Genomic DNA, 23,488 nt, shown 5'->3' with positions numbered 1-23,488 from the left:
AATGTTTGTTACTGATTTACATCACACAAATGTCGAGTTTTTCTAACAACTCAACTTTTCAGGTTGACTCTCCAGTATGACTCCGCTAATTTTCGCGCTATATAACTATTATCATAACGAGCGTATTCACATTTATTATGGCAATCAATCGTAGACAATTTCTTCAATCCAGTGCCTTACTTGCTGCTTTCTACAGTTTGCCAAGTTTCGCTAGGGGTCAGCGTCTTGTCGAAGAAGCCCTCTTTGGCAAGCTTCCTGCGGCAAACCATATTCAACGCGTTATCAGTTCAGGGCCACCCTCTGATTTACTGATGTTTGCCCTAGCCCCTGAAAAAATGGTGGGGTTTGCCTCGATTTCATTGAAAAAAGGCCATACTGGGCTTTTTGCACAACAATGGCTCGATTTACCCGTTTACGGCCGCTTAGCGGGGCGAGGCAGCACGCTATCGTTAGAACAACTTTTGTCTTATAACCCTGACTTGATTATAGACACAGGTAATATCGATGACACTTATCGCTCACAAGCGGAAAAAGTGGCGAAACAGACCAATGTTCCCTATTTATTGATTGCTGGTGGGTTAAAAGACTCACCTCAGCAACTCACTCAGCTTGGTGAAACGCTTGGTGTTGAACTCCAAGCACAAAAACTCAGCCAGCTTGCCCAACGTTATTTGGATGATGCTGTTGCCTTTGCTCATAAACCGCAACAAAAACCGTTAAGTTTTTACCTCGCTCGAGGGGCAAAAGGGTTGGAAACAGGTGCCAAAGGCTCAATTCACACCGAGGCTATTGAAATGCTCGGTTTACGTAACGTCGTGGATATCCCAAATTTCCGTGGGCTCACCACTGTTTCCATGGAACAGCTCTATCAATGGAACCCTGACATCATTATAACGCAATATGATGAAGCCATTGAATTTATGACGACCTCCCCACTGTGGAAAGGGTTAGATGCCATTGCAAACCAACAGTTACTTGTCTTTACGGGTATGCCATTTGGCTGGTTAGATGGCCCTCCTGGGGTTAATCGCCTTCTTGGCATGCGCCGTTTACAAAGCCACTTTGATGACGGGATTGCCGCGACGATAAAGCAAGATATCGCTGAATTCTTTGAACTTTTCTATCATTCGCCATTAACCGTTGAGCAGGTTGATTTACTGATGGAAAAATCATGAGTGGAATGATGAACAAAGGGGTTAAACCCTTATTATTAATTCTCATTTTATTCGTTAGCTTAGTGATTGCTTTAACGAGTGGTAAGTATTCACTTACCCTCGATGAACTGTACCGCCTATTTGCCAATTTATTTTCTTCTCAAGCTGATGTTAGCGATCCGCGTAATGAAACCGTTTTTTGGCAAATACGTTTCCCTCGTACATTAGCTGCAATTATTATTGGTGGTGGATTATCCATTGCGGGTGCCGCTTACCAAGGCATGTTCCGCAACCCGTTGGTTTCCCCCGATATTTTAGGGGTATCCGCCGGTGCTGGCGTGGGTGCCGTTGTCGGGATTTTCTTCGGTCAATCACTGATTTATATCCAATTAGCCGCCTTTATTGGGGGCTTAATTACTGTGGCTATTGTGTGCTTTATTGCGCGCCTTGCTCGCCAACACGATCCCATTTTATCGCTAGTCCTTGTGGGCGTTGCCATCAGCGCTATTTGTGGCTCCGCCATTTCATTAATGAAAATCTTGGCAGACCCTTATACCCAGTTACCCTCGATTACGTTTTGGTTATTGGGCGGGCTGTCATCCATTACGCAGGAAGACCTTTTGTCTGTCTTGCCATTAATGTTAATAGGCATCATTCCGCTGCTATTATTACGCTGGCGCATGAATTTACTGAGCTTATCCGATGAAGAAGCCAAAAGCTTAGGGGTAAATGTGGGTTTAACACGCGCTATCTTTATCGTCTGTGCCACGTTGCTCACGGCAAGTGCGGTGTCCATTGCCGGTATTATTGGTTGGATAGGGCTGATTGTTCCCCATATTACGCGAATGATAGTGGGCGCTAACTTTCGTTACCAGCTCCCCGCATCACTGGCGATTGGGGCAATTATGCTATTGATAACGGATACCCTCGCTCGAACTATCGCCGCGATTGAATTGCCGCTGGGGATCCTCACCTCTGCGGTGGGTGCGCCGTTCTTTTTAGCAATTTTATTGCAAACAAGGCGGGTCAAATGAGCATAATGACCCTCAATAACGTTGCCATTGGCTATCACAACACCGCAATCATTGACGACATCAATCTTTCCTTGCCTGAAAAGGAAATTACTTGCCTGCTCGGTGCGAATGGTTGTGGCAAAACCACGTTAATGAGAACGATATTAGGTTTACTACCTGCGATCCACGGCGATATCTTACTCAATAATCAGTCTATAAAATCGCTAAAACAGCGGGACATCGCGAAAGTGATTGCTTACGTACCGCAAGCTCACGATACGCCTTTTACCTTTACTGTATTAGATATGGTGATGATGGGCTTAACCCCACATATTTCCCTATTTTCTGTCCCCGGTGACGCCGAAAAAAACCAAGCACTTCAACAACTCGAGCGGTTGAACATCCCTCACCTTGCGACTCGCCTTTACAGCACACTCAGTGGCGGCGAAAAACAATTGGTTTTAATCGCTCGTGCATTAATTCAAAAACCCTTACTACTGATTATGGATGAACCTGCCGCTAGCCTCGATTTTGGTAATCAAATTCGCCTACTTGAGCAAATTGAGAAATTGAAAGCCCATGGCATGACCGTGTTGATGTCGACCCATCACCCACAGCACGCCGCCGCCATCGCCGACAATGTCATTTTGCTGGATAAACAACAAAAAGCACGACAAGGCTTATCAAAAAGTATGTTAACACTTACTAACTTGGCAGCACTTTATAATGTGGATGAGCGCAGTATCCAAGCTCACTTCCAGCTTCCATCAACGTTTTCTTTTTAAGGTCAGGGATCATGTTAATCAACCAAATTGATTTTTCTAAAATGTACCAAGAACATATGCAACAAGCGCATAGAACTCGTAAGGAACCCGAGCATTGGGATAAAAAAGCGCAGCAAATGGCGCAAAATTGTGCCAACCCTAATGACCCCTACTTACTGCGTTTTCGTGAGCTGATGGATTTTACGGGCGCACAAACTTTGTTGGATGTGGGTTGTGGCCCCGGTTCGGTTAGTCTGTGCCTCGCTAATGAGTTTAAAGAGGTTATTGGTATTGATTACAGTGGCGGCATGTTAGAAATGGCGCGACTTCGCGCTAAAGAGCTCGGTATTACCAATGCTCACTTCGAACAACTGGCGTGGGAAGATAGCTGGGATACACTGCCTAAAGTGGATATTTCTGTCGCCTCCCGCTCAACGTTAGTCGATGATTTAAAAGCAGCACTGCTTAAGCTAAATCGCCAAACAAAACTGCGCGTTTATACTACGCATACCATTAATCCAACCTTTATTGATGAACATATTATCCGTGAAATTGGCCGTGAAGTAGTTCGTTTACCAACCTATATTTATGCGGTGAATATCCTGCACCAAATGGGCATCAATGCCCGAGTCGATTTCATTAAAAGCCCAAATAAAGGTGGCTTTGATAGCTTTGAAGCCTTTGTGGATAGCGTCAATTGGTCACTCAAAAATATCACACCAGAAGAAACCGATATTCTTCGCCGTTATTACGATATTCAAACGGCATCAGGTAAGAAAATATCTTACCCATCAAGGGACTGGGCGATGGTCTCGTGGGATGTCGTGGATGAATCGGAACTTACACTATGATTTATCTACCTGATGCATTAATTGACCAGCTTTTGTTAGACGACATTCAATATGGCGATTTAACCACCCGCGCCTTGGGGCTGCACTCCCAACTTGGTGTGATGACATTCGCCTCCAAGCAAGGGGGCTGCGTTAGTGGTATTCACATTGCAAAACGCATGTTAGAAAAACTCGGCATCGCGTGTGAATGTCTCTCTTTTGATGGGCAAATTGTTGAACCACAGAGTGTTTTAATTCGTGCGACAGGGCCGATTGATGCTTTACACCAAGGCTGGAAAGCGGTGCAAAACGTCCTTGAATGGTGCGGTGGTGTCAGCCATTACACCCAGCAAATGGTCGCTATCTTGCGCCAGTATCAGCCCAATGGGCAACTTGCCTGTACACGAAAAACCATTCCAAACACTAAGCCTCTTGCCTTAACTGCGATTTTGGCAGGGGGCGCCATTATTCACCGAACAGGCAGCGCGGAAAGTATTTTACTGTTTACGAACCATCGCCAATGCCTTGAAAACCCAGATGATTGGAATGCGCATGTGCAAGCTTTGCGCCAAAATGCCCCCGAAAAGTTAATCATTGTGGAAGCCGATGATTATCAACAAGCTGAACTTGCTATCAAAGCGCAAGCCGATATTGTGCAGCTCGATAAATTGCCAACAGAGCAAATTCAGCAATTACAGACTCTGGCTAACGCGCAGAATCGGCCTTGTCAGTTATCTTTAGCAGGTGGGATAAATTTGAAAACCATTGAGGAGTTCGCCAAAACAGGTGTGTCATTGTTGGTCACATCAGCACCTTATTATGCAGCGCCTCGAGATATAAAAGTGAAGATTTTTAAGCAGTAACCTAAGAAGTCTGCGTTAAAAAAGCCATTCGCTAAAACAGCCTACCCCCGTAGGTTGCATTAACTTATGGCTAATGACGCACATCGTTATATAAAAAATAATATATCGTAATTAATGAAACTGGAAAGACATAATGAAAATAAAACAAATAACCTATTTGGTTGGGATGGCTTTATTCGCAGCACAGGGGCACGCCGCGTCTGACCCTAAAGCAGAAAAAAACACCGACGTGATGTCTGTTTGGAGTACGCCATTAGCGGCGGATGCCAATGTCATCACGGAAGAACAAATGAAACAACTGAATAAAACCAACGTAGCGCAGGCGCTGAGTACTATGCCTGGGGTTTCTATTCAAAAATCAGGTAACCGTAACGAAACACAGGTTAATGTACGTGGTTTTGATAGCCGCCAAGTGCCTATCTTCTTTGATGGTATTCCGACCTATGTGCCTTATGATGGTACGTTAGACTTAGGCCGCTTTATGACTAGCGAGTTGGCGAGTGTTGAGCTGTCGACGGGTTATACCTCGTTACTGCAAGGGCCAAACTTGATGGGTGGTGCGATTAACTTAACCACCGCAACACCGAAAAAACCATTTGAAGCCAATATCAGCTTAAACCAAGGTTTTGCCCGCGGTGCAGATAATGCCCACAATATCAGTGCTCGCTTGGGTGGCCGCAATGACTTAGGGTTTATTCAAGTCAGTGGTAGTCAGTATAAGCAGCGTTTTATGGGGATCCCGGGATCTGAGAATGACAACCCATTAGCGGGAAGCAATGGACGCCGCCCTAACTCTGCAACAGATGACAAACGGATGATGGTCAAGGTGGGTTGGACACCACGTGAAGCCGATGAGTATGTTGTGACCTATCTTAAACAAGATGGTGACAAGAACAGCGCACCGAGTGTCACGAATAAAAAACAGCAATACTGGCAATGGCCCGCTTACGATAAAGAAAGTATCTATTTTAATGGGACAACTCAAGTCACTGACGGCATAGCCCTACAGAGCCGTTTCTATCACGACACCTTTAAAAATACCTTGCACCAATATAAATCGGTCAAAGATTACGAAAAAGGTATCTATAACTACAGCCGTTACGATGACTACAGCAACGGTGCTGACATGCGCGTTGATTTCACCGTACGTGAACTCGATATGCTGTCATTCGCCGCACACTGGAAAGAAGACGTTCACCGTGCTCGCGCAAGAAAAGATGTGCCTTTCGACCGCTATAAAGACAATACCTATTCCATTGCAACCGAATATCAATGGGTCGCTACAGATAACTTAGATATTATCGGCAGCATTGGTTATGACTGGCGTAAAAGCGCTGATGGTAAGCGTTATGATTATAATAAAGAAAATTTCGAAAAATACGATGGTAATAACCAACATGCCTTCAACTGGGAAGCCATGGCACGTTATCACTTAGCAAACGAAGATACAGTACAATTCTCTATTTCTGAAAGAAGCCGTTTCCCAACACAAAAAGAACGCTATACCAAAGAAAAAATGAAAAGTGACGATACCTTCGTCATTAACCCGCATATCGATGCAGAACGCGCCCTAACCTATGACTTAACCTATAAAGGGCATATCAACCCGAAATGGTCATATACCTCCAGCGTATATTATAACCACGTTACTGATGCCATCATGGCACACCGCGTAGGTGTTAATAAAAATGGCGGCAATATCCTTGAGAACCGCAATAGCGGAAAAGTTGATTATTTTGGCTTAGATTTAGGAACCACGGGTGAAGTAACTGATTGGATGGAAGTTGGTTTAAGCTACGGTTATATCCATGCCGACCCTAAACACTACAGCGTCAAACACGTTACTGAGCTGCCAACCCATAAAGCCTTTGCTTGGGTGAAATTCACCCCTTATGAGCCGTTTAGTATCACGGTGACTGAAGAAGCTAGAAGTTGGGCATTTAACTATGTGGATGATGACAGTAAAGTACGTGGATTTGCCAAAACTGACCTGCGTTTAGATTATGACTTAGGCCAAGGTGTTTCCGTCAATACTTCAGTAAATAACCTATTTGATAAATCCTATGAGTATACAAATGGCTATATTGAAGAAGGCCGTAACTATTGGTTAGGTATTGAATATAAATACTAGCCCATAATATATTAGGCAGAGATTTAATTCTTTGCCTAATATTTATTATCACATCCATAAAACACTGACGTTAATTATTAATTAAAAACCAAATCTATGTGTATATACCTAGGAATTATCCCAACAGGTAAGATAATTCCTATTATTGACAACTTTATAGTTTTTTATCTTTTTTTAACAACAAAAAAGATTTAAAAGCGAAATTAAAAATCAAAATTAAAAAAATACAGTTTTAAATAACAACAACGCGCTCAAATCAATAATTTTGCTAATTAGTAGTAAAATTGCTCATCCTACAATACTTGCAGTTAATTGATTCCCTAATTAGACTATAACAATAATAAAAGTAGATTTTATCTAAAATTAATTTAAGTTAATTTAGCTGCAATTTTTTGTAGCTTTGCTATTTCCATTTAATTAGAGAGAGCAAACGGAATTTTATGAATGAGTTACATGACTATACGATTGATGAAAAATATATTTTCGAACACAAAACAAGTTTAATTTACTTAAAACTTGATCGCAGTCAAAATGTCGAATTATCTAAACCAGCAGCTAGGTTATTTAGTGAAATCATATCGTTAAACCTAAAAAAAGGCATTGCAACCCGTGATGAACTTCTTACTAATGTTTGGGAAGAGCACGGACTTGTGGGTTCAAATAATAATTTAAACACCTATATTAGCGAAATAAGAAAAAAACTTGAGCTAATAGGGATAGACCCTCACTTAATTGTTACAGTTCCAAAGAAAGGCTTTCGCCTTGATGCCCCCGTTTCTTTTTATAAAAAAGAAATTATTAATCAAGATAATCACTATGATGAGGAAATACCCTATCACCATAACAAACTTGATTATGTCGAAAGTCTTACAAAAAAAACAGAAATATCAGTAACATCAGATTTTATTAATGAGCCAAATATATTAGTTTTAGAGCCTCCTTTGACTATTACCAATGAAAGTCATGAAGAAAACACTCCGCTAAATGACCTAATAACAATAGAAAACAAAGCACTAAAACAAGAAAGTAAAAACATTGGTAACAAAAAAATAAAGTTAATACTCTTAGCGGTTTCAACGCTAGCGGCTTGTTACTTGGTTTATTTATTAGTGTATGACTTTTCCACTAAAAAAATTGATACTAGTAATTACCTTACCGTTAGTACTCGAGACAACTGTGTTATACAAACACCTATTGATATGATAGGAAAAACCTCAGATGAAAATATTGAATTTATTAATACCAAGCTAGAAAAATATAACATTTCTTGTGCTGAACCTAAAAGAGTCATCCTGTTATCTGATTTAAATAAAACTTATTCATTTGATAAAAATGTGGCTATCAGCATCTGTAAGGAAATAAATAATAAATATGATTGTGTATCAATTAACGATCAGAGAATTTAAATGAAAAAATATATTGTTATCTCGTTAATTTTAGTAACCTCAGCCGCTATTACATCGTATGTTGTAAAAAAAGATAAAGAGAATATAAAAATTTGCCATTCTGAAATTGTATGGATTAAAGATAATGGAACACAAGATGGGCTAAACTTAAAATCTAAAGTGACCATTCAACTTGCAGAAGACAGTAATGGTAGAATGAATATGTATGGTTATATTAACAGCCATGAACTAACTTACCGATTAGACAGAGCCGTCTACTTTGATTATCAACAAGTTGACTATAAAGGTAACTTTTCCATAAACTTTACCTCTCTTTCTATCACTTCATCAGATAATACCCCACCTGATATATTTTCCAATTTTATTCAGTTAGAACAAGATAAAATAAAATATTATGTGAACATTACCAGAATGGAAGATAACGTTTATATTTTAAAAGATGAAGCCTATTCTTCGTTTACTTGCAATATGCAATGATAAAAAAAAGCCTACTAATCAGTAGGCAAAACCGTCAACATGGGAAATCATTTTTAATAATGGCGAAAGGCATAAAATAAATAGACTAGGATAGAAAAATTAAATCATGGCCCAAACATGGCTACTTGAGGGATCCCATCAGAACCAATCGTTCCACGGAACATGCCTTTAGTATTAAATTGCATAACAAAATTACCTTTGTTATCCACGGCAATAATACCGCCACTTCCCCCCATATCTTTTACTGAATTCAGCGTATTCATAGCAGCTTCCGCTAATGGAGTATCGCGATACTTTATTTGAGCCGCCACGTCATAAGCTGCCACCGCGCGAATAAAAACTTCACCTAAACCAGTTGTTGAAATAGCAATTGTGTTGTTATCTGCATATGTTCCCGCCCCCACAATAGGCGAGTCGCCAATACGGCCATAGTGTTTATTCGTACTTCCACCGGTCGATGTTGCTGCGGCTAAATTACCCCGAATATCAACAGCCACCGCCCCCACTGTGCCATATTTATAGTCATACATCAGTGGGTCTTGAAATAACGCAGCATCAATACCTTTTTCTTGGTCAATTTTATGACTAATTTCTTTAACTCTTTTTAACTGCTCAATACGTGATTCAATAATAAAATAAGATGGGTCGACAATATCTAACCCTTCAGCTGCCGCAAACTGTTCGGCTCCAATGCCCCCCATCAAGACATAAGGGCTTTTCGTCATCACCTTGTAAGCTGCCATAATGGGGTTTTTAATCTTAGAGACCCCAGCAACTGCACCTGCTTTATGGTCACGCCCATCCATAATTGAAGCATCCAACTCAACTTTATTATCCACCGTGAGCGATGAACCTTTCCCTGCATTATAAAGTGGGGAGTCTTCCATAATAATTACCGCAGCTTGCACGGCATCCAAGCTATCCCCACCTTTGGATAATATGTCATAGCCAGCTTGCAAAGCTTCCGTTAATTTGGCTTCGTGTTCTTTTTGTATTTCCGGTGACACCAGCTTTGAGGTGATATCCCCCGCCCCACCGTGGATAACGAGGCGGAAATTATTCTGCTGCGCCGCTGATGGGAACACAAAAATAATAGCTAATAATAAAAAAACATTAGTCTGATGTTTTAATGATTGTATTCCACTCACTAAACTATTCATTATTAACCATATATTAGGTACGTGTTGTTATACCGGTCTTAGTATAAATATGCTTAAAACCAATTATTCTTTTAACACTTAATTTATTGCAAAGTGCTTTCTTGTTCTTCCATTGGTAATACTAAGTCATTTAAAATCGCCCATTTAACTTTATCACCTTTAATTTTGCCGTTGATTTTAAACCGCTGTTCACTGAATGGTTTAAGTGGCTTAAACAATTCATTACTCTCTAGCTCAACGCCACCAACATTCACACGATCAAATGCAAGGTATATTGGCGAGTTATTCATAACAACTAATTCATTACCTACGGTCTTAAAAACCAATTTTTTTGCGGCATCATCAAAACTGTATTTTTCAATACTTTTAGGACGATAATAAAGTTTAAAGTGCAAGACTTGGATAGCATCAAATTCCGGATCATTTTTATCATCAGCAGTTACTGGTGTTGAAGGTGGAATAACCCGAAATTTGGCGATATACACAGTTTCCCTATCACTTGGCATCGTTTTAGCGTCCCCGATAAAAAGTACCCGCCAGTGATAACGTTGGCCAGGCTCCAGCTTATGAAGAGGAGGGGTGACCATAAAAGGAAAGCTGCCTTCTTTTTCTAATGTATTTACACCTGTTGTTTCATCAAGCTTCTCTACACTCGCCTGCATGAGAAAAGGTGTATGCTTTGTTGCGTTTCGCAAACGAAAAGAAACACTTTTCTCGCCTTCAATAAATGTTTTTCTTTCATATGGAAAAACAATCGTATCAGAGCTTTTACTATCAAAATCGACAGACCAAGAGGGCATTGCTCCTAATAATAGAAATAATGTTAACCCACCCCCTACAATAGCTTTCCAATATTTCATCGTTAACCTTTTAGTATTTCATCAATACAAATTATCATTAAACTTTAGTATAAACAGCAACCTCTACACGCGCACGGTATTTGCCCGGAATAACATTATTATTCGAACAAACAGCCCATTTAATATTTAATTTTTCAGTTTGGTTAGAGGTTGAGTTTTTGCCAACTTCAATATCATCATTATTAAACTTCATTAACCGCGTGTTAATTTGATCAGCACAAGATATTGTAGAATCATCACCATCTTTATATGGGAGGGCTAATAACCAAGGTGATTTGTTAGTATCAACCTCTGTGCCATCAACCTTATTAAATAATAATTTTCGATTATTGTTCGGATCGACACGGCCTTCTCTAGCAATACCAGAGATATAAATCGGCTTGTTATCCGCAGTGCAAGTATATTGGAAACTCGTTTGGAGAATTTCTTGGTCAGTTCGCCCCATAACAATATCAAACGTTGATTTAGTCACGTTTTTAATTTTACAAATCCTAACGATTTTGATGTTTGTCGTAAACGCTACATTTTCGTAAGCATACGCATCTAATGGACTACGTCTTGGTCCCATTGTCATTACAGAAACATTTTTAACTAATCTAAAGTTTCCAGGTCTAATCGTACTATTCGTATATAACTCAATTTTATCTTGAATGCTAAAATTGATCTGCTTCTGTAGAATTGGATAGCTAGATCTTTCCATCGCTCCATATGGGTGCATACAAATATTCCATGCAGGGCTAATCCCATCAGTCAAATCAGGATTCGGAGAAAAAAACTTACCATTATAAGTACGCTTTAGACCAGTCCAATTCTTAAAGGCGGCATCCTCACCAATAAAATTAACCTGATAGTTAAGCGCAGGGATAACCCATGCTTCCATATCTTTCGATAACTTCCCATCAGGTGTATAAAATTGAAGTTCAAAGCCATACTTATTTGTGGTATTAGGTATTGGTACCACAAAACCCGAGTCTGCTTTTTTACAGTATGACCCTGTCGCATCACTAAACCCGACCAGAGCCCACGCTGGATCCCAACTTTCACTTAAGTTGCCATATACAGTCTGGGCTGTAATCGTCGTTCTTCCCGTCAACCTAGCTTCAATAAGATAGGGGTCGCCTGGTGCCTTGGGTTCATCTAAATCTAATAGGCCTTCTAAAACAATATTCATGCCCTGAGAGTAACTTGCAAATAGCCCGGCTAAAAATATGACCGTACTTAACTTCAATGTTTTTCTAAGATTATTCTTACCCATAATATCTTTTTCCATCTGTAAAAAGGCTTGCTCATTAGAGGTGTCTTAACATAAAAATGTTAACTCAATAATAATGAACACATTGTAATGGTATGTATCACTGGCACATTGCTGATATCGTACGCACTGGCTGAGATGTGTTTACTTTAATTGCATCTAAACCAGAAAACGTCGCCGTACAACGCTGACTATTATTATTACCCCAGCTAATGTTTAGTTTACCGCTCGCGGGTAACCCACTCATAAATACTTGATTGTTGTCTCCCACAATCCCCGTATTTGCCTCAGTCTCATTCGCTGAAATTAACGTTGCGACTGCACCAAATGGAACAGGAGAACCTGATGGCGTTTGTAGATTAATGATGGCTTGAAGACCTAACTTAGTATCAAATTTAACTTTAACAATCGACCCCGCAGAAGGATAAACCGTCTTGCTGGTTTCTTTTAACATCACATCATTTGGTAATGTGTTGACGTCCAAATTAATAATATTTGCATTATAAGGTGAGGTATAAGGGTATAAGGCGTAACCCGAATTATTAATGACGATGTCCTTACTTCCAACCTCTGTTCCTGCTGCACCCTCAGCTTCGATGATTGCCATACTACTTCCCATCGGCCTACCAAGCAGAATTCCTCCAGAATGCGCTAACACGCCACCACTGAAACTTCCGTTAATATTGTTCGAGTTTTTGGTATAATTATAGCTCCCAGAAATATCCCCTTTAGAGCCAGAGTAGCCTGCACTCAAAGAACCACTATTCCCAATGCCTTTATTTTCATATCCCTGAGAAACCCCATAAGAGACTTTATTATCAAGGAATGTACCATTAACAGATAATTGGTTAGATACACGATTGTTTTGATCTTGTGTAAACGTGTACATACTGCTCATGTTCTGTGCCATTTCGTGGTTAGAAAAAATACTAAATGGCACACTGACATTGATAGATATCTGCCTATTTTCAGGCCAAGATGTCTTATCTTTAACTCGGTCGATGCTATAGCGAATAGAATAGTTAATTTTATCAATATTCCCGTTATAACCGACGGCAACTTGGCGAACTTCACGGTCAATTTCCCAATAGTCTGAAATACTGCCCGACAAGAAAACACTGCCATACTTACCTAAAGACTGAGTAATGGACGTTGTAAAACTCGCCCGCTGACGCTGGTTCAACCAAGGAGCAACATCATCCTTTAAGCGTCTGTCATAGTTATTAAAATCTGCAAAGCTAAAATAAGAACGGCTAGAATACCTTAGAGCGGTTAAGTCAACAGAAGTCCCTGTTGAGGTCATACTTTTCGAGTAGCGAAGACGATAGGATTGCCCAGCTTTATCCCCAAGCTCTCCACCCATATCCGCTGTAGAGTGAGTAATATCTGCAGATAATGCCCCAAACGTTCCTAATGAAACACCAAGTCCTGCGGCAACAGAAAAATAATCTTTCGCCATTAATAGTCCACCATATAGCGTACTATTGGTTGGCAAACCATAGATGAAAGAGCCTAAAAAGAAATCAGATTCTTTAGAGCTAACGGTGTAACCACCGTTATAGCGGCCTACACTTGTTTCATAACGATACCCGCCGGGACGTACCATCACAGGTAAGGAAGAGTAAGCGATAGTAAATGTTTTTTCGGTACCATTCTCTTCTGTGACTGTAATATCTAAGTCACCCGCATTTCCTGTCGCATAGACGTCTTTAAGACTAAATGCCCCTGGAGAAACATAAGTTTGGTAAACAATATAGCCGTTCTGCCTAACAGTAACCTTTGCATTAGACTGCGCTATTCCATTGATTTCAGGAGCAAAACCACGCTGACCACCAGGTAACATTTCTTCATCTGAAGCTAATTTAGCCCCTTTCATGGGCACACTATCAAAAACTTCATTTCCTGTATTAATCTCACCGACCATTAGCGTAGAGCGAATAGAGTGCAGTGCTCTCATAACATAGGTATTAGTAAAATTCGTTGTCGATGACGACCCGCCATCTCCGCCTGTATGAGAATAAGACATATTAGAACGTAAACGCCAAGGCCCTATATTTAAACCACTGGCTATCGTTGCAAAGACACTATTCGATCTCGTCTTGCCTATATAATCATTATCATTTCGAGTTTGGCTTCCGCTAACAAAATAGTTTAAAAATAGCGCAGAAACGCCGTTATCTAATAATTCAGGGTTAATATAGCCCTGAGCTTTATGTAACATCGCTATCTGAGGGATCTCAACACGAACTTTTAATTTAGACATATCCGTGATAACGGAAGCATCTTTAATAAAGTCACCAATATTTAAGATTTTAGTATTAGGTTCTAATCTATTTAAATTTGGGATAGCTTTGACATTTACACCCCACTCTTCAAGCAAAGCAGGGGTAATAACAAGCACGACGTCCCCACTCGCATTAGGTGCAAAAGATAGCGACTTATCTCCAAGGTTATTCGTGTTTACCTCAAGTTCTACACGATATTCCCCAGATGGAATGCTATTTGAACGGCTAAACTGCGAAAGGTCTAATTGATTAGGGTCTACACCTAATTGGCTTTCTAACATGCTTGGATCAAAATAGTCATCACCATAAGAATATAGAGATAGGCATATCAATGAAGATAGTAAGCTGATTTTAAAAAATTTGTTGTCCATTTCCATAGCCTTTATTTATCTTTATATTAGTTGATAATTAACTAACTTAATTAAAGGAGATATATTTAGATTTAATTTTATTAACGTATCTAAACCTTAGCTAAAACCCTATATTCACTCAACTTTAGGCTTAGGGGTTTTCACTACTTCCTTCCCTGTATTTATAACTTGTTTCTCTGTCATCACACCAAAATCATTTAAATAATACCAACTGACATCTGATATATTATTAATACTTTCATTAAGAATATGATTACTGAATGGTTTTAGTAACAGAGACTCTTTTTTCACTTTACCATCAATACTTAAACCTACCACGGTTATATAATATGGCGTTTTGTTCTCAAACTGCCATTTACCCGCATGCTTAGCCAAACTTATATTTTCATAATCTTCATTACTTGGTTCTTTTATCGATTCAGGTCGATAAATTAATTTAATAATAAATGCTGTCACAAAAACTAAGCTTGGTTTATCTTTTTCATCTTTTTTGGATGAAGGAATCGCTCTTGCCTTAAAATAAAAGATTGATTCTCTATCGTTTGGCAATTTACTTACATCGTTAGCTACAATACGTGTTGAAAACTCACTTCGATTCTCAACTTTAAAAAGCGGTGGTGTAACAATAAAATTACTTACTGAATTCCCTTCAATTTCTTGTAGAATAGATGTTTGAACAAGAATTGGAGAATCTGTATCGTTACGAACCTGTACTATTTGACCTTTATCTTTCTGTGAATAAATCACACGGCTTTGATTTAAAGAAATGCCATCAGCATTCACAGATACCATAAAGAAACAAGTAATCAAAATAGCTAGCAAACGAGATAACATGATATTTCTCTTAATCCGCAATTAGAGTTAACGTTAATGTTGATTTAAAACCACCAACATTCACATCATCCGCACACTCACTTTCTCCAGTTTTGCACATGACATAAGCATAAAACGTTTCAGTTACTGGAGTTCCAGTTATTTTCGGGATCAATTTATTATTAGTTTCTGTAAAAAAATCAGTATCACTTTGCTTGGCATTATCTTTTTTTGATATTCTTATCGCAAAAGTTTTAGTATCTTCATCTAAGTAACCATCATTATCTGCTATATAATTACCCGTTAAGGTAAGGTAAACCCCATCATAATTATTTGTTTTACAGTTTGATAATGTTACTGAAAATGGAAGTTTCACTTCACCGTCTGGTACATCACTTTTAAATTTACTAATCGGTATATTACCGAAATCAACGACATTATTAGACGTGCCTTCCACTTTCACATCACAAGTATTTTTAGGCACTGTTAAATTAAAAGTAAACTCATGAGCACCATTAGTTACAGCTTGACTATTAATCGATATACAGCTTAATAAAGAAACCGCAAAACCAATTAATATCTTATTATATTTCACTGTATATTCCTTTTATTATGGTTGAAGCAGCGTAATATCAACAGCAGCAACTAATTCCCCAGGCATCGCTTGATTTGTTCCTAGCTGAACAATACTCACTTCAAAATGGCTTTCTAAGTCACTATTTGCAGTAACCTGAAAGGGAATACGCCCCCCACCATTAATATCAACAATATTACAATTCGCTTTATTGTCATCACATTTCCTTAAGACAAAAGCTGCTTTTGTGTTATTTATTGTTGGGTAAATCTTATTACTCTGATCTACTGATGTACCTGAGCTCGCTGCGATCTTCATAATATAAGGAGCAGTTCCAGTAGAGAGATCAAACTCAGCACATTTATATTTTAAGGAAAATGGTTTAACAAACGTTTTATCATTAATATCAGACTTAACATCTGGAATAAATATTGGCGAACTGAATTTCACTTCCATGTTATCCACAGAAACTTCGCAAGTTCCTTTAATAACATTACCAATAATTTCTAATTCTACTGCTCTTGCATTATTCGAAAAGATAAATAGATTGATAGCTGCAAGAAAAAAAAACAGTTTATTTTTATTATTTAACTTGTCCAGTGTATACATCATCGCCCCCTAAATCATTAATTACCACCCACTTAGCAAGTCCCTTACGTCCATTTACTGGTGCTATATAATTAAATGAGTCATATGGTGCAATCATGGTATTGCGTTTTTTCATGCTCATATCAATCTTAACGCCATTAACACTTAGATTACTTAATGAAATATAATAAGGAGAATCATTAATAACAGTTATTCCAGTCGAATTTGATTCCACTCTCAACCTTTCATGAGCCTCTTTAGGTGATAACGGTAATTTAGATGGACGGTAAAATAATTTTATGACGTTATTATAACCAATATTAAGGGCTGTGCTTTCTAATGGGCCATTAGTTGCTGGGATCATCACTGCATTAAAATAAAATACAGATTCTCTATCTTTTGGTAGATTATTAGTTTGAGAATAAATCCGAATGTCCTGAGATTTACCACTATCAATTTTAACTAATGGCGGAGAAACCGTAAATGGTGCATCCCCTTTTAAACCTTCAGGTGATTTAGATACAATAAATTTAGCCAGATAATTAATATCTGTATTATTTCTAGCACCAACGGAAGTACTTTCACTACCTTGCAAGAAAACTATACGCGTAGCATTTAGCCCTACTCCAGCAGAATAAGCTACATTTGAAGTTAATGAAAACAGTAGAATTAAAAAATACCACTTCGCACTTATTAATTTATTAAAAAAAATGTTCTTATATTCTATTGTTTGCATTATCTCATCCACACATAAGCAAGATATTAAGAGGCTTTATGAATAAAGCCTCTTCTATTCAAATTAACTAATTGAAATTAGTTATAAGAAACAGTAAATGTTACTGGAACACTTAAGATGTCTGGAGCAACGCCATCAGCTTTAGTTAACAATAAAGAAGCTTTAACAGGGATAGATGCACCACCGTCTTTTTTAACTGCTTCAGCTAAAGTTACTTCTGCATCTTGGTTAGGCAGAAGTTTAACAGCACCTGATTCCAGTTTAACTGCTAAAGATTTAGCATCTTTGTTAGCAAATAACTCAGGGAAACCAGTTGCTTCTTGACCTTGTGCGTAAACGTTCATAGTTGTGTCTGAACCATCTTTAGAACAGTTAGTCAGAACCAAGCTAAAATCTTTCGCATCACCTAACATATCGTTGACTTTTTTGCCTGTAGTTTGGTCAACTGTGAATACACCCCAGTCAATTACAGAGCCTTTAGTAGTAGAGGTAACGTCACAAGATGCAGCACGTAATTGTGCTTTAAAAGTAACTTCTGCACCTTTTTTACCGTCTGCTGCTAATGCAGAACCAGCGACCATAGAACCTGCTAATACTGCTAAAACTGCTAATTTTTTGTTGAATAACATATGTAAATACCTCTGTATTTATGTCGTCATGTAAGTAGTGAAAGACACATTTTTTATTAAAAGCCAAACTCACAACATCCATTTACAGTACTAAAGTCATTTTTATGAGCTTGGCGAAGTTGCTGTTAACTTTATTCAAGCCAACATTAAGAGCATTAAAAATCCTTTTAATCCCCTTTGTTAAAACCAAGTCAGTAGAACTGGCTTTAAAAAAGAGCTATTTCTATATCGCCAAATTTGAGAGACCAGAATCAATATAGAAATAGTAAAGATGGACAAAAATTTAAAACATTAGAGAGTTCGATTAATTCTTATTACTTCCTATGCTAAAATCACGGGTCTATGTATAAACCACATAGCATTTAGTTACTCATTTCTGACTCAACCATTCCTATTTCAAACAACTAAAAATACTTGGCTAAGTTTTCAAACACTCTCCTGCTTTCTGAGAACAATTCTAAGACAACAATATTTATTGTCAAAATAACGCATTTAAAGATGCAGCAATAGCCAATAAACCTATAACTAAAAGCCAATATAGATTTAAATTCTTTATTATAAGTTTTATGATATGTTTGAGAGTGTTACTTAGGTTAATTTATATAAATCGAAATCCAGCTACTTATAATTATTTCAAGTTGTAAAAGGTTGTGTAAATGAGCATCATTTTATTTAATATCGAAAAATGGTAAATTTTATATATATTAATCCAACTGAATGAATAATGGTTACATTACCCCCATCGAGTTAGCTTAAAACCAGATTATTATCTCATACTGAACAATCCTCATAAGATAAGTCTTAATTGAAATTTACGTTAAATAACAAACAAAAAACGCATACTTTGTATTTGTTTTGTTAAAGCAAATAATCATTTTTGTTTCAGTTAAATTTATGTAATTCATCTGCTGTACTCGTTTCAACCAAGTCCATTTTCAGATAATCGTTTGCTTATGTTTACTTTTAAATAAAAATTATATAGATAACATATTTACTTAGTTATTTCCTGCCCCCTGAAAGCCAATGCGCTTTCAATATCAAAAATATGATAAACTTATGAGCAGTAAATTTTTGCGTTTTTCGAAGCTGGGGTCAGTAAAATGAAAAAAATGAGTGAAGAGAAAATACTTGTGATGGCAGAGCGCATTTGCCAATCAAGAGGCGTTAGATTGACTCCACAAAGAGAAACTGTGTTACGCCTTATCGCGCAACAACATGGCGCAATCAGTGCTTATGATTTATTAGACTTGCTACGCGAAGTTGAACCGCAAGCAAAGCCCCCAACCGTTTACCGCGGGTTAGAGTTTTTAATGGAACAAGGCTTTATTCATAAAATAGAGTCAACCAACAGCTACGTCGTTTGCCATCACTTTGATAATCCCAGCCATATTTCAGTGATGTTGATTTGCGATAATTGCGGGAGCGTAACTGAAAGTGATTGTGCGACAATAGAAGCAGCTATCATTAGTTTGGCAGAAACCAACCAATTCCGTTTACGCCATACTGTGGTTGAGAACCATGGTCTATGTAAAAACTGTGATGAAATTGATAGCTGCCAAGATCACGCGCATTGTGGCCATGACCATGAACACCCTGTCATTACCAAGAGAAAGTAATAAATGAGGTTGTAGAATCCATGATGTTACTTATATAAGAAAAGAATACGAAAAGTAATATAAAGAAAGGATATAAAAGAAAGGAAGTAAAGCAGGCAGATCTCTATACATCAATTTGAAATCTGCCAGCAATCATGGAAAAATCAAACAAGCAGCACACCGCTACCTACCTGATAATCTAAGAATCAATACCAATCGCTATTACGGATCACGCCAACAGCCAAGCCTTCAATAGTGAAGCTTTGTTCACGTAAATCGACAATAATCGGAGCAAACTCTGGATTTTCGGCGATTAATTCGACACGGTTACCTTGCTGTTTAAAACGTTTAACTGTAACTTCATCATCAATACGCGCCACAATAACTTGGCCATTATGTGCATTTTGTGTTTTATGTACTGCTAATAAATCACCATCCATAATACCGATATCTTTCATCGACATACCATTCACACGTAAGAGAAAATCTGCGTGAGGTTTGAAGAGTTCTGGATCAACTTGGTAGTGACTTTCAATATGTTCTTGTGCTAATAAAGGTTCGCCAGCGGCAACACGCCCAATCAAAGGTAGCCCTTGATCATCAGGTTCTTCTTCAAGAAGTAGGCGGATACCCCGTGATGCCCCAGAAACAATTTCAATTACACCCTTGCGTGCCAAGGCTTTTAAATGTTCTTCTGCCGCATTAGGCGAACGAAAACCAAGGCTTGCTGCTATTTCAGCACGTGTAGGAGGCATACCTGTTTGCGAAATGTGGTCACGCACCAGATCGTAAACCTGCTGTTGTCGAGCCGTCAGTGCTTTCATCCCGTTCCCCTGTTTGTTTATACAGTCAGACTGTGAGTATATACAGGTAAATGAAGATTTGAAACAGTTAAATCACTGAATTTAGTATTTGTTATCGATTTACTTTCTTTTCCCAAATTTCAATGGCTTTTCGTCGCTACCCCGCAAAATAACGTTGCCATAATACCAATGCCCAAATAAACAGTGCTAAGCCAATACTGACAAACACAGCGGCAGAGCCAATATCTTTAGCGCGCCCTGAAAGTTCATGATATTCACTACCAATACGGTCAACAACGGCTTCTATTGCACTATTGAGTAGCTCTACGATAGCCACCAGCACGACGGAGCTTATTAACAATATTCTATCCACATAGCTGATATCTAAGCAAAAGGCGATAATAATCGCAATCACCGCAGCCACAGATTCCTGACGAAATGCCGCTTCATTTACCCACGCTGCTTTTAGCCCTTTAAGGGAGTATCCCGCTGCTTTAATCACACGGGTAAAGCCCTTAGTTTGACTTGCCATATTTATTCCTTAAAAAATACAAACAATAATCGATTTTTACGGTCAAAGTGAATTGTCAGTAACAGATCTGCCAGTGGATTTCTGGTATGATTGCCCGGCATTGTTAACAAGAGGCTATAATCATTTATGTCACTATGGCGTAAAATATATTACAACACGTTGAATTTACCACTTAAATTATTGGTAAAAAGTAAACTAATTCCATCGGACCCAATTACAGAATTGCAGCTTGATACTAACAGGCCAACGCTGTATGTATTGCCTTATCATTCTAAGTCCGACCTCCTAACGCTACGGCATCAATGCTTGGCTATCGGTTTGCCTGACCCTTTGGTTGATAACGACATCAATGGCACCAAGCTTCCTGCCTATGTGTTTATCGATGATGGCCCGCGCGTATTTCGCTATTATTCACCGGATCCGCGTAAAGATTCCGTCAAAACATTCCATGCATATTTAGATTTGCACAAAAATAATCCAAATCTGGATATTCAAATGCTACCTGCATCGGTCATGTTTGGGCGATCCCCTGGTCGTGAAGGGCATACCCCTGCTCCCCCACTCAAGCTATTAAATGGGGTGCAAAAATTCTTCGCTATCCTATGGTTAGGTCGCGATAGTTTTGTTCGCCTATCGCCACCTGTTTCGATTGGGAAAATGGCACAGGACCACGGCACAGACACCATTATTGCCAATAAATTAGCACGTGTCGCCCGTATTCACTATTCGCGCCAACGCCTTGCGGCGGTCGGCCCGAAACTGCCAGCACGCTATGAACTGTTCAATAAGCTTTTGACATCAAAAGCGATTGAAAAAGCCGTCGAAGACGAAGCACGCAGTAAAAAAATTCCATTGAAGAAAGCGCAGCAAAATGCGGTGAATATGATGGAAGAAATTGCCGCTAATTTCTCCTATGAAGCAGTGCGTTTAACAGACCGCGTACTGAGCTGGACATGGAATCGCCTCTATCAAGGCATTAACGTGCAACATGCTGAGCGTGTTCGCCAATTAGCGCAAGATGGTCATGAAATTGTGTATGTGCCTTCCCACCGAAGCCACATGGACTACTTACTGCTTTCCTATGTCCTTTACCATCAAGGCTTAGTTCCCCCGCACATCGCCGCTGGGATCAACTTAAACTTCTGGCCTGCCGGCCCGATTTTCCGCCGTCTTGGCGCATTCTTTATCCGCCGAACCTTTAAAGGAAATAAACTCTATTCCACGGTTTTCCGTGAATACTTAAGCGAGCTGTTTGCTCGCGGCTATTCTATTGAGTATTTCGTTGAAGGTGGACGTTCCCGAACAGGCCGTTTATTGCAGCCAAAAACCGGAACGCTGTCGATGACATTGCAAGCCATGCTTCGCGGTGACTCACGCCCTATCACTATCGTGCCTATTTATATTGGCTACGAACACGTGATGGAAGTGGGTACCTATGCAAAAGAGCTGCGTGGTGCAGAAAAAGAGAAAGAAGGCTTATTTTCAATGATCCGCGGCTTGCGCAAACTGCGTAACTTAGGTCAAGGGTATGTGAACTTTGGTCAGCCAATTTCTCTTTCTCATTATCTTAATCAGCGTGTACCTGATTGGCGTGATTCGATTGACCCCATTGAGCCACAACGTCCGTCTTGGTTAAACCCAACGGTCAGCTCGTTAGCAGATAACATCATGGTGAATATCAATAACGCTGCTGCTGCTAATGCCATCAACTTGTGTGCCACCGCTTTGCTAGCTTCACGTCAGCGTTCATTAACCCGTGAGCAGCTCATTGAGCAAGTGGAATGCTATCTGCAATTATTGCGCAATGCGCCATACACGGCTGATGCAACAACGCCAAATAAAACCGCGGAACAGCTGCTCGAACATGCTTTGCAAATGGATAAATTCGAAGTCGAAAAAGACAGCATGGGGGATATTATTATTCTTCCTCGTGAAAATGCCGTTTTAATGACCTACTACCGTAACAATATCCATCACTTACTGGTATTGCCGTCATTAATTACCAGTATTGTATTGCACCATGAGCGCATCAGTCGCCAAGATATTCACCAACAAGTCAGCCAAATCTATCCGTTCTTAAAAGCTGAACTGTTTATGCGTTATAACGACGAACAGTTACGTGAAACGGTTGATACTCTGATTGATGAGCTGAATAATCAGAAGCTTATCTGCTTAAGAGACGACGAAATGGTGGTACTGAACCCGCGCCGTATTCGTCCATTACAGCTCTTAGCTGCTGGAGTCCGTGAAACACTACAACGCTACGCTATCACGCTGTCATTACTTAATGCCAGCCCTGAAATCAGCCGTAATACGTTGGAAAAAGAAAGCCGCATCCTTGCGCAGCGCCTTTCTGTACTGCACGGCATTAACGCCCCTGAGTTCTTTGATAAAGCGGTATTTTCAACGCTTGTTGATACACTTAGGGAAGAAGGCTATATCGATAACAATGAAAACGATATCTTCACCACTAACGCCCAAAAACTGTATGCGGTTCTTGCGCGGTTAATGTCACCAGAAATTCGTTTAACCATTGAAAGTGTTAGCCAAAGCGATGAGCTTTCAGAAGAGAAAAAAGTCACAATACCTGATGAATCAGCTCAAACCACAGAGCCAGAAAAAGACTAATCCGGTTTTGTAAGCCAATAAAAA

21 protein-coding genes are annotated in these 23,488 nt (G+C 39.2%); 10 read left to right on the top strand and 11 right to left on the bottom strand.

Translation table 11 applies throughout. From position 1 onward, the window contains the following. The first annotated feature begins 137 nt into the window (after positions 1–137). The 8 genes from AC4IFO_RS16445 to AC4IFO_RS16410 all read left to right on the top strand — a co-directional run bounded on the left by AC4IFO_RS16445 (position 138) and on the right by AC4IFO_RS16410 (position 8,638). On the top strand, positions 138–1,175 hold the full coding sequence (locus tag AC4IFO_RS16445; RefSeq protein ID WP_490735975.1) for an ABC transporter substrate-binding protein: 1,038 nt from the start codon (positions 138–140) through the stop codon (positions 1,173–1,175). Positions 1,176–1,183: 8 nt separating this feature from the next. After that, positions 1,184–2,188: a FecCD family ABC transporter permease gene (locus AC4IFO_RS16440; RefSeq protein ID WP_490736034.1), complete on the top strand. Its 1,005-nt coding sequence runs from the start codon at positions 1,184–1,186 to the stop codon at positions 2,186–2,188. After that, complete coding sequence (locus AC4IFO_RS16435; RefSeq protein WP_490735973.1) at positions 2,185–2,952, top strand: ABC transporter ATP-binding protein; 768 nt, start codon at positions 2,185–2,187, stop codon at positions 2,950–2,952. The genes AC4IFO_RS16440 and AC4IFO_RS16435 overlap by 4 nt, the downstream gene beginning before the upstream one ends. Before the next feature lie 11 nt (positions 2,953–2,963). Beyond that, positions 2,964–3,782: a class I SAM-dependent methyltransferase gene (locus tag AC4IFO_RS16430; protein ID WP_490735971.1), complete on the top strand. Its 819-nt coding sequence runs from the start codon at positions 2,964–2,966 to the stop codon at positions 3,780–3,782. Beyond that, the gene (gene modD, locus AC4IFO_RS16425; protein WP_490735969.1) at positions 3,779–4,624 is read left to right on the top strand and encodes a ModD protein; all 846 of its coding nucleotides are present in this window, start codon (positions 3,779–3,781) and stop codon (positions 4,622–4,624) included. The genes AC4IFO_RS16430 and modD overlap by 4 nt, the downstream gene beginning before the upstream one ends. Before the next feature lie 133 nt (positions 4,625–4,757). Further along, positions 4,758–6,755 (top strand): TonB-dependent receptor plug domain-containing protein, encoded by a 1,998-nt coding sequence (locus tag AC4IFO_RS16420; protein WP_490735967.1) that lies wholly within the window; start codon positions 4,758–4,760, stop codon positions 6,753–6,755. A gap of 440 nt (positions 6,756–7,195) precedes the next feature. Next, positions 7,196–8,161 carry a winged helix-turn-helix domain-containing protein gene (locus tag AC4IFO_RS16415; protein WP_490735965.1) on the top strand — a complete coding sequence of 322 codons (966 nt, stop codon included), beginning with the start codon at positions 7,196–7,198 and terminating at the stop codon, positions 8,159–8,161. Continuing rightward, on the top strand, positions 8,162–8,638 hold the full coding sequence (locus AC4IFO_RS16410; RefSeq protein WP_490735963.1) for a FidL-like protein: 477 nt from the start codon (positions 8,162–8,164) through the stop codon (positions 8,636–8,638). A 104-nt stretch (positions 8,639–8,742) separates the two neighbouring features. On the opposite strand, the gene AC4IFO_RS16405 is transcribed toward AC4IFO_RS16410, so the two are convergent. The 9 genes from AC4IFO_RS16405 to AC4IFO_RS16365 form a co-directional block, all read right to left on the bottom strand. Continuing rightward, complete coding sequence (locus tag AC4IFO_RS16405) at positions 8,743–9,798, bottom strand: isoaspartyl peptidase/L-asparaginase family protein (protein WP_490735961.1); 1,056 nt, start codon at positions 9,796–9,798, stop codon at positions 8,743–8,745. 83 nt (positions 9,799–9,881) lie between these two features. Next, positions 9,882–10,658, bottom strand: coding sequence for a fimbrial biogenesis chaperone (locus AC4IFO_RS16400; protein ID WP_490735960.1), 777 nt, complete (start codon positions 10,656–10,658; stop codon positions 9,882–9,884). 37 nt (positions 10,659–10,695) lie between these two features. Continuing rightward, complete coding sequence (locus AC4IFO_RS16395) at positions 10,696–11,928, bottom strand: hypothetical protein (protein ID WP_490735959.1); 1,233 nt, start codon at positions 11,926–11,928, stop codon at positions 10,696–10,698. Positions 11,929–12,010: 82 nt separating this feature from the next. Then, positions 12,011–14,566: a fimbria/pilus outer membrane usher protein gene (locus tag AC4IFO_RS16390; RefSeq protein ID WP_490735957.1), complete on the bottom strand. Its 2,556-nt coding sequence runs from the start codon at positions 14,564–14,566 to the stop codon at positions 12,011–12,013. Positions 14,567–14,680: 114 nt separating this feature from the next. Further along, positions 14,681–15,400 (bottom strand): fimbrial biogenesis chaperone, encoded by a 720-nt coding sequence (locus AC4IFO_RS16385; RefSeq protein ID WP_490735956.1) that lies wholly within the window; start codon positions 15,398–15,400, stop codon positions 14,681–14,683. Positions 15,401–15,410: 10 nt separating this feature from the next. After that, a complete protein-coding gene (locus AC4IFO_RS16380) occupies positions 15,411–15,974 on the bottom strand; it encodes a fimbrial protein (protein WP_490735954.1) in 564 nt (187 codons plus the stop codon). A 15-nt stretch (positions 15,975–15,989) separates the two neighbouring features. Then, a complete protein-coding gene (locus AC4IFO_RS16375; RefSeq protein ID WP_490735952.1) occupies positions 15,990–16,562 on the bottom strand; it encodes a fimbrial protein in 573 nt (190 codons plus the stop codon). Further along, positions 16,537–17,277, bottom strand: coding sequence for a fimbrial biogenesis chaperone (locus tag AC4IFO_RS16370; protein WP_490735950.1), 741 nt, complete (start codon positions 17,275–17,277; stop codon positions 16,537–16,539). Before AC4IFO_RS16370 ends, AC4IFO_RS16375 begins: the two co-directional genes overlap by 26 nt. Positions 17,278–17,354: 77 nt before the next feature. Next, positions 17,355–17,906 carry a fimbrial protein gene (locus AC4IFO_RS16365; RefSeq protein ID WP_490735948.1) on the bottom strand — a complete coding sequence of 184 codons (552 nt, stop codon included), beginning with the start codon at positions 17,904–17,906 and terminating at the stop codon, positions 17,355–17,357. A gap of 1,100 nt (positions 17,907–19,006) precedes the next feature. Between AC4IFO_RS16365 and zur the strand changes: the two genes are divergently transcribed. Continuing rightward, positions 19,007–19,522, top strand: coding sequence for a zinc uptake transcriptional repressor Zur (zur, locus tag AC4IFO_RS16360; RefSeq protein ID WP_490735946.1), 516 nt, complete (start codon positions 19,007–19,009; stop codon positions 19,520–19,522). Between the two features lie 185 nt (positions 19,523–19,707). Here the strand turns inward: zur and lexA are convergent, their stop codons facing one another. Both lexA and AC4IFO_RS16350 read right to left on the bottom strand, forming a co-directional pair. Next, the gene (gene lexA / locus AC4IFO_RS16355; protein WP_490735944.1) at positions 19,708–20,325 is read right to left on the bottom strand and encodes a transcriptional repressor LexA; all 618 of its coding nucleotides are present in this window, start codon (positions 20,323–20,325) and stop codon (positions 19,708–19,710) included. Between the two features lie 136 nt (positions 20,326–20,461). Continuing rightward, positions 20,462–20,836, bottom strand: a complete 375-nt coding sequence (locus AC4IFO_RS16350; protein WP_490735942.1) for a diacylglycerol kinase — start codon at positions 20,834–20,836, stop codon at positions 20,462–20,464. 126 nt (positions 20,837–20,962) lie between these two features. On the opposite strand from AC4IFO_RS16350, the gene plsB reads away from it, so the two are divergent. Beyond that, positions 20,963–23,464 (top strand): glycerol-3-phosphate 1-O-acyltransferase PlsB, encoded by a 2,502-nt coding sequence (plsB, locus tag AC4IFO_RS16345; protein ID WP_490735940.1) that lies wholly within the window; start codon positions 20,963–20,965, stop codon positions 23,462–23,464. Positions 23,465–23,488: the final 24 nt, after the last annotated feature.

It is taken from the genome of Providencia sp. UF-224, from assembly GCF_058245955.1.
The sequence above is the reverse complement of the archived record's forward strand: the minus strand, read 5'-3'. Positions and strand labels throughout refer to the sequence as shown.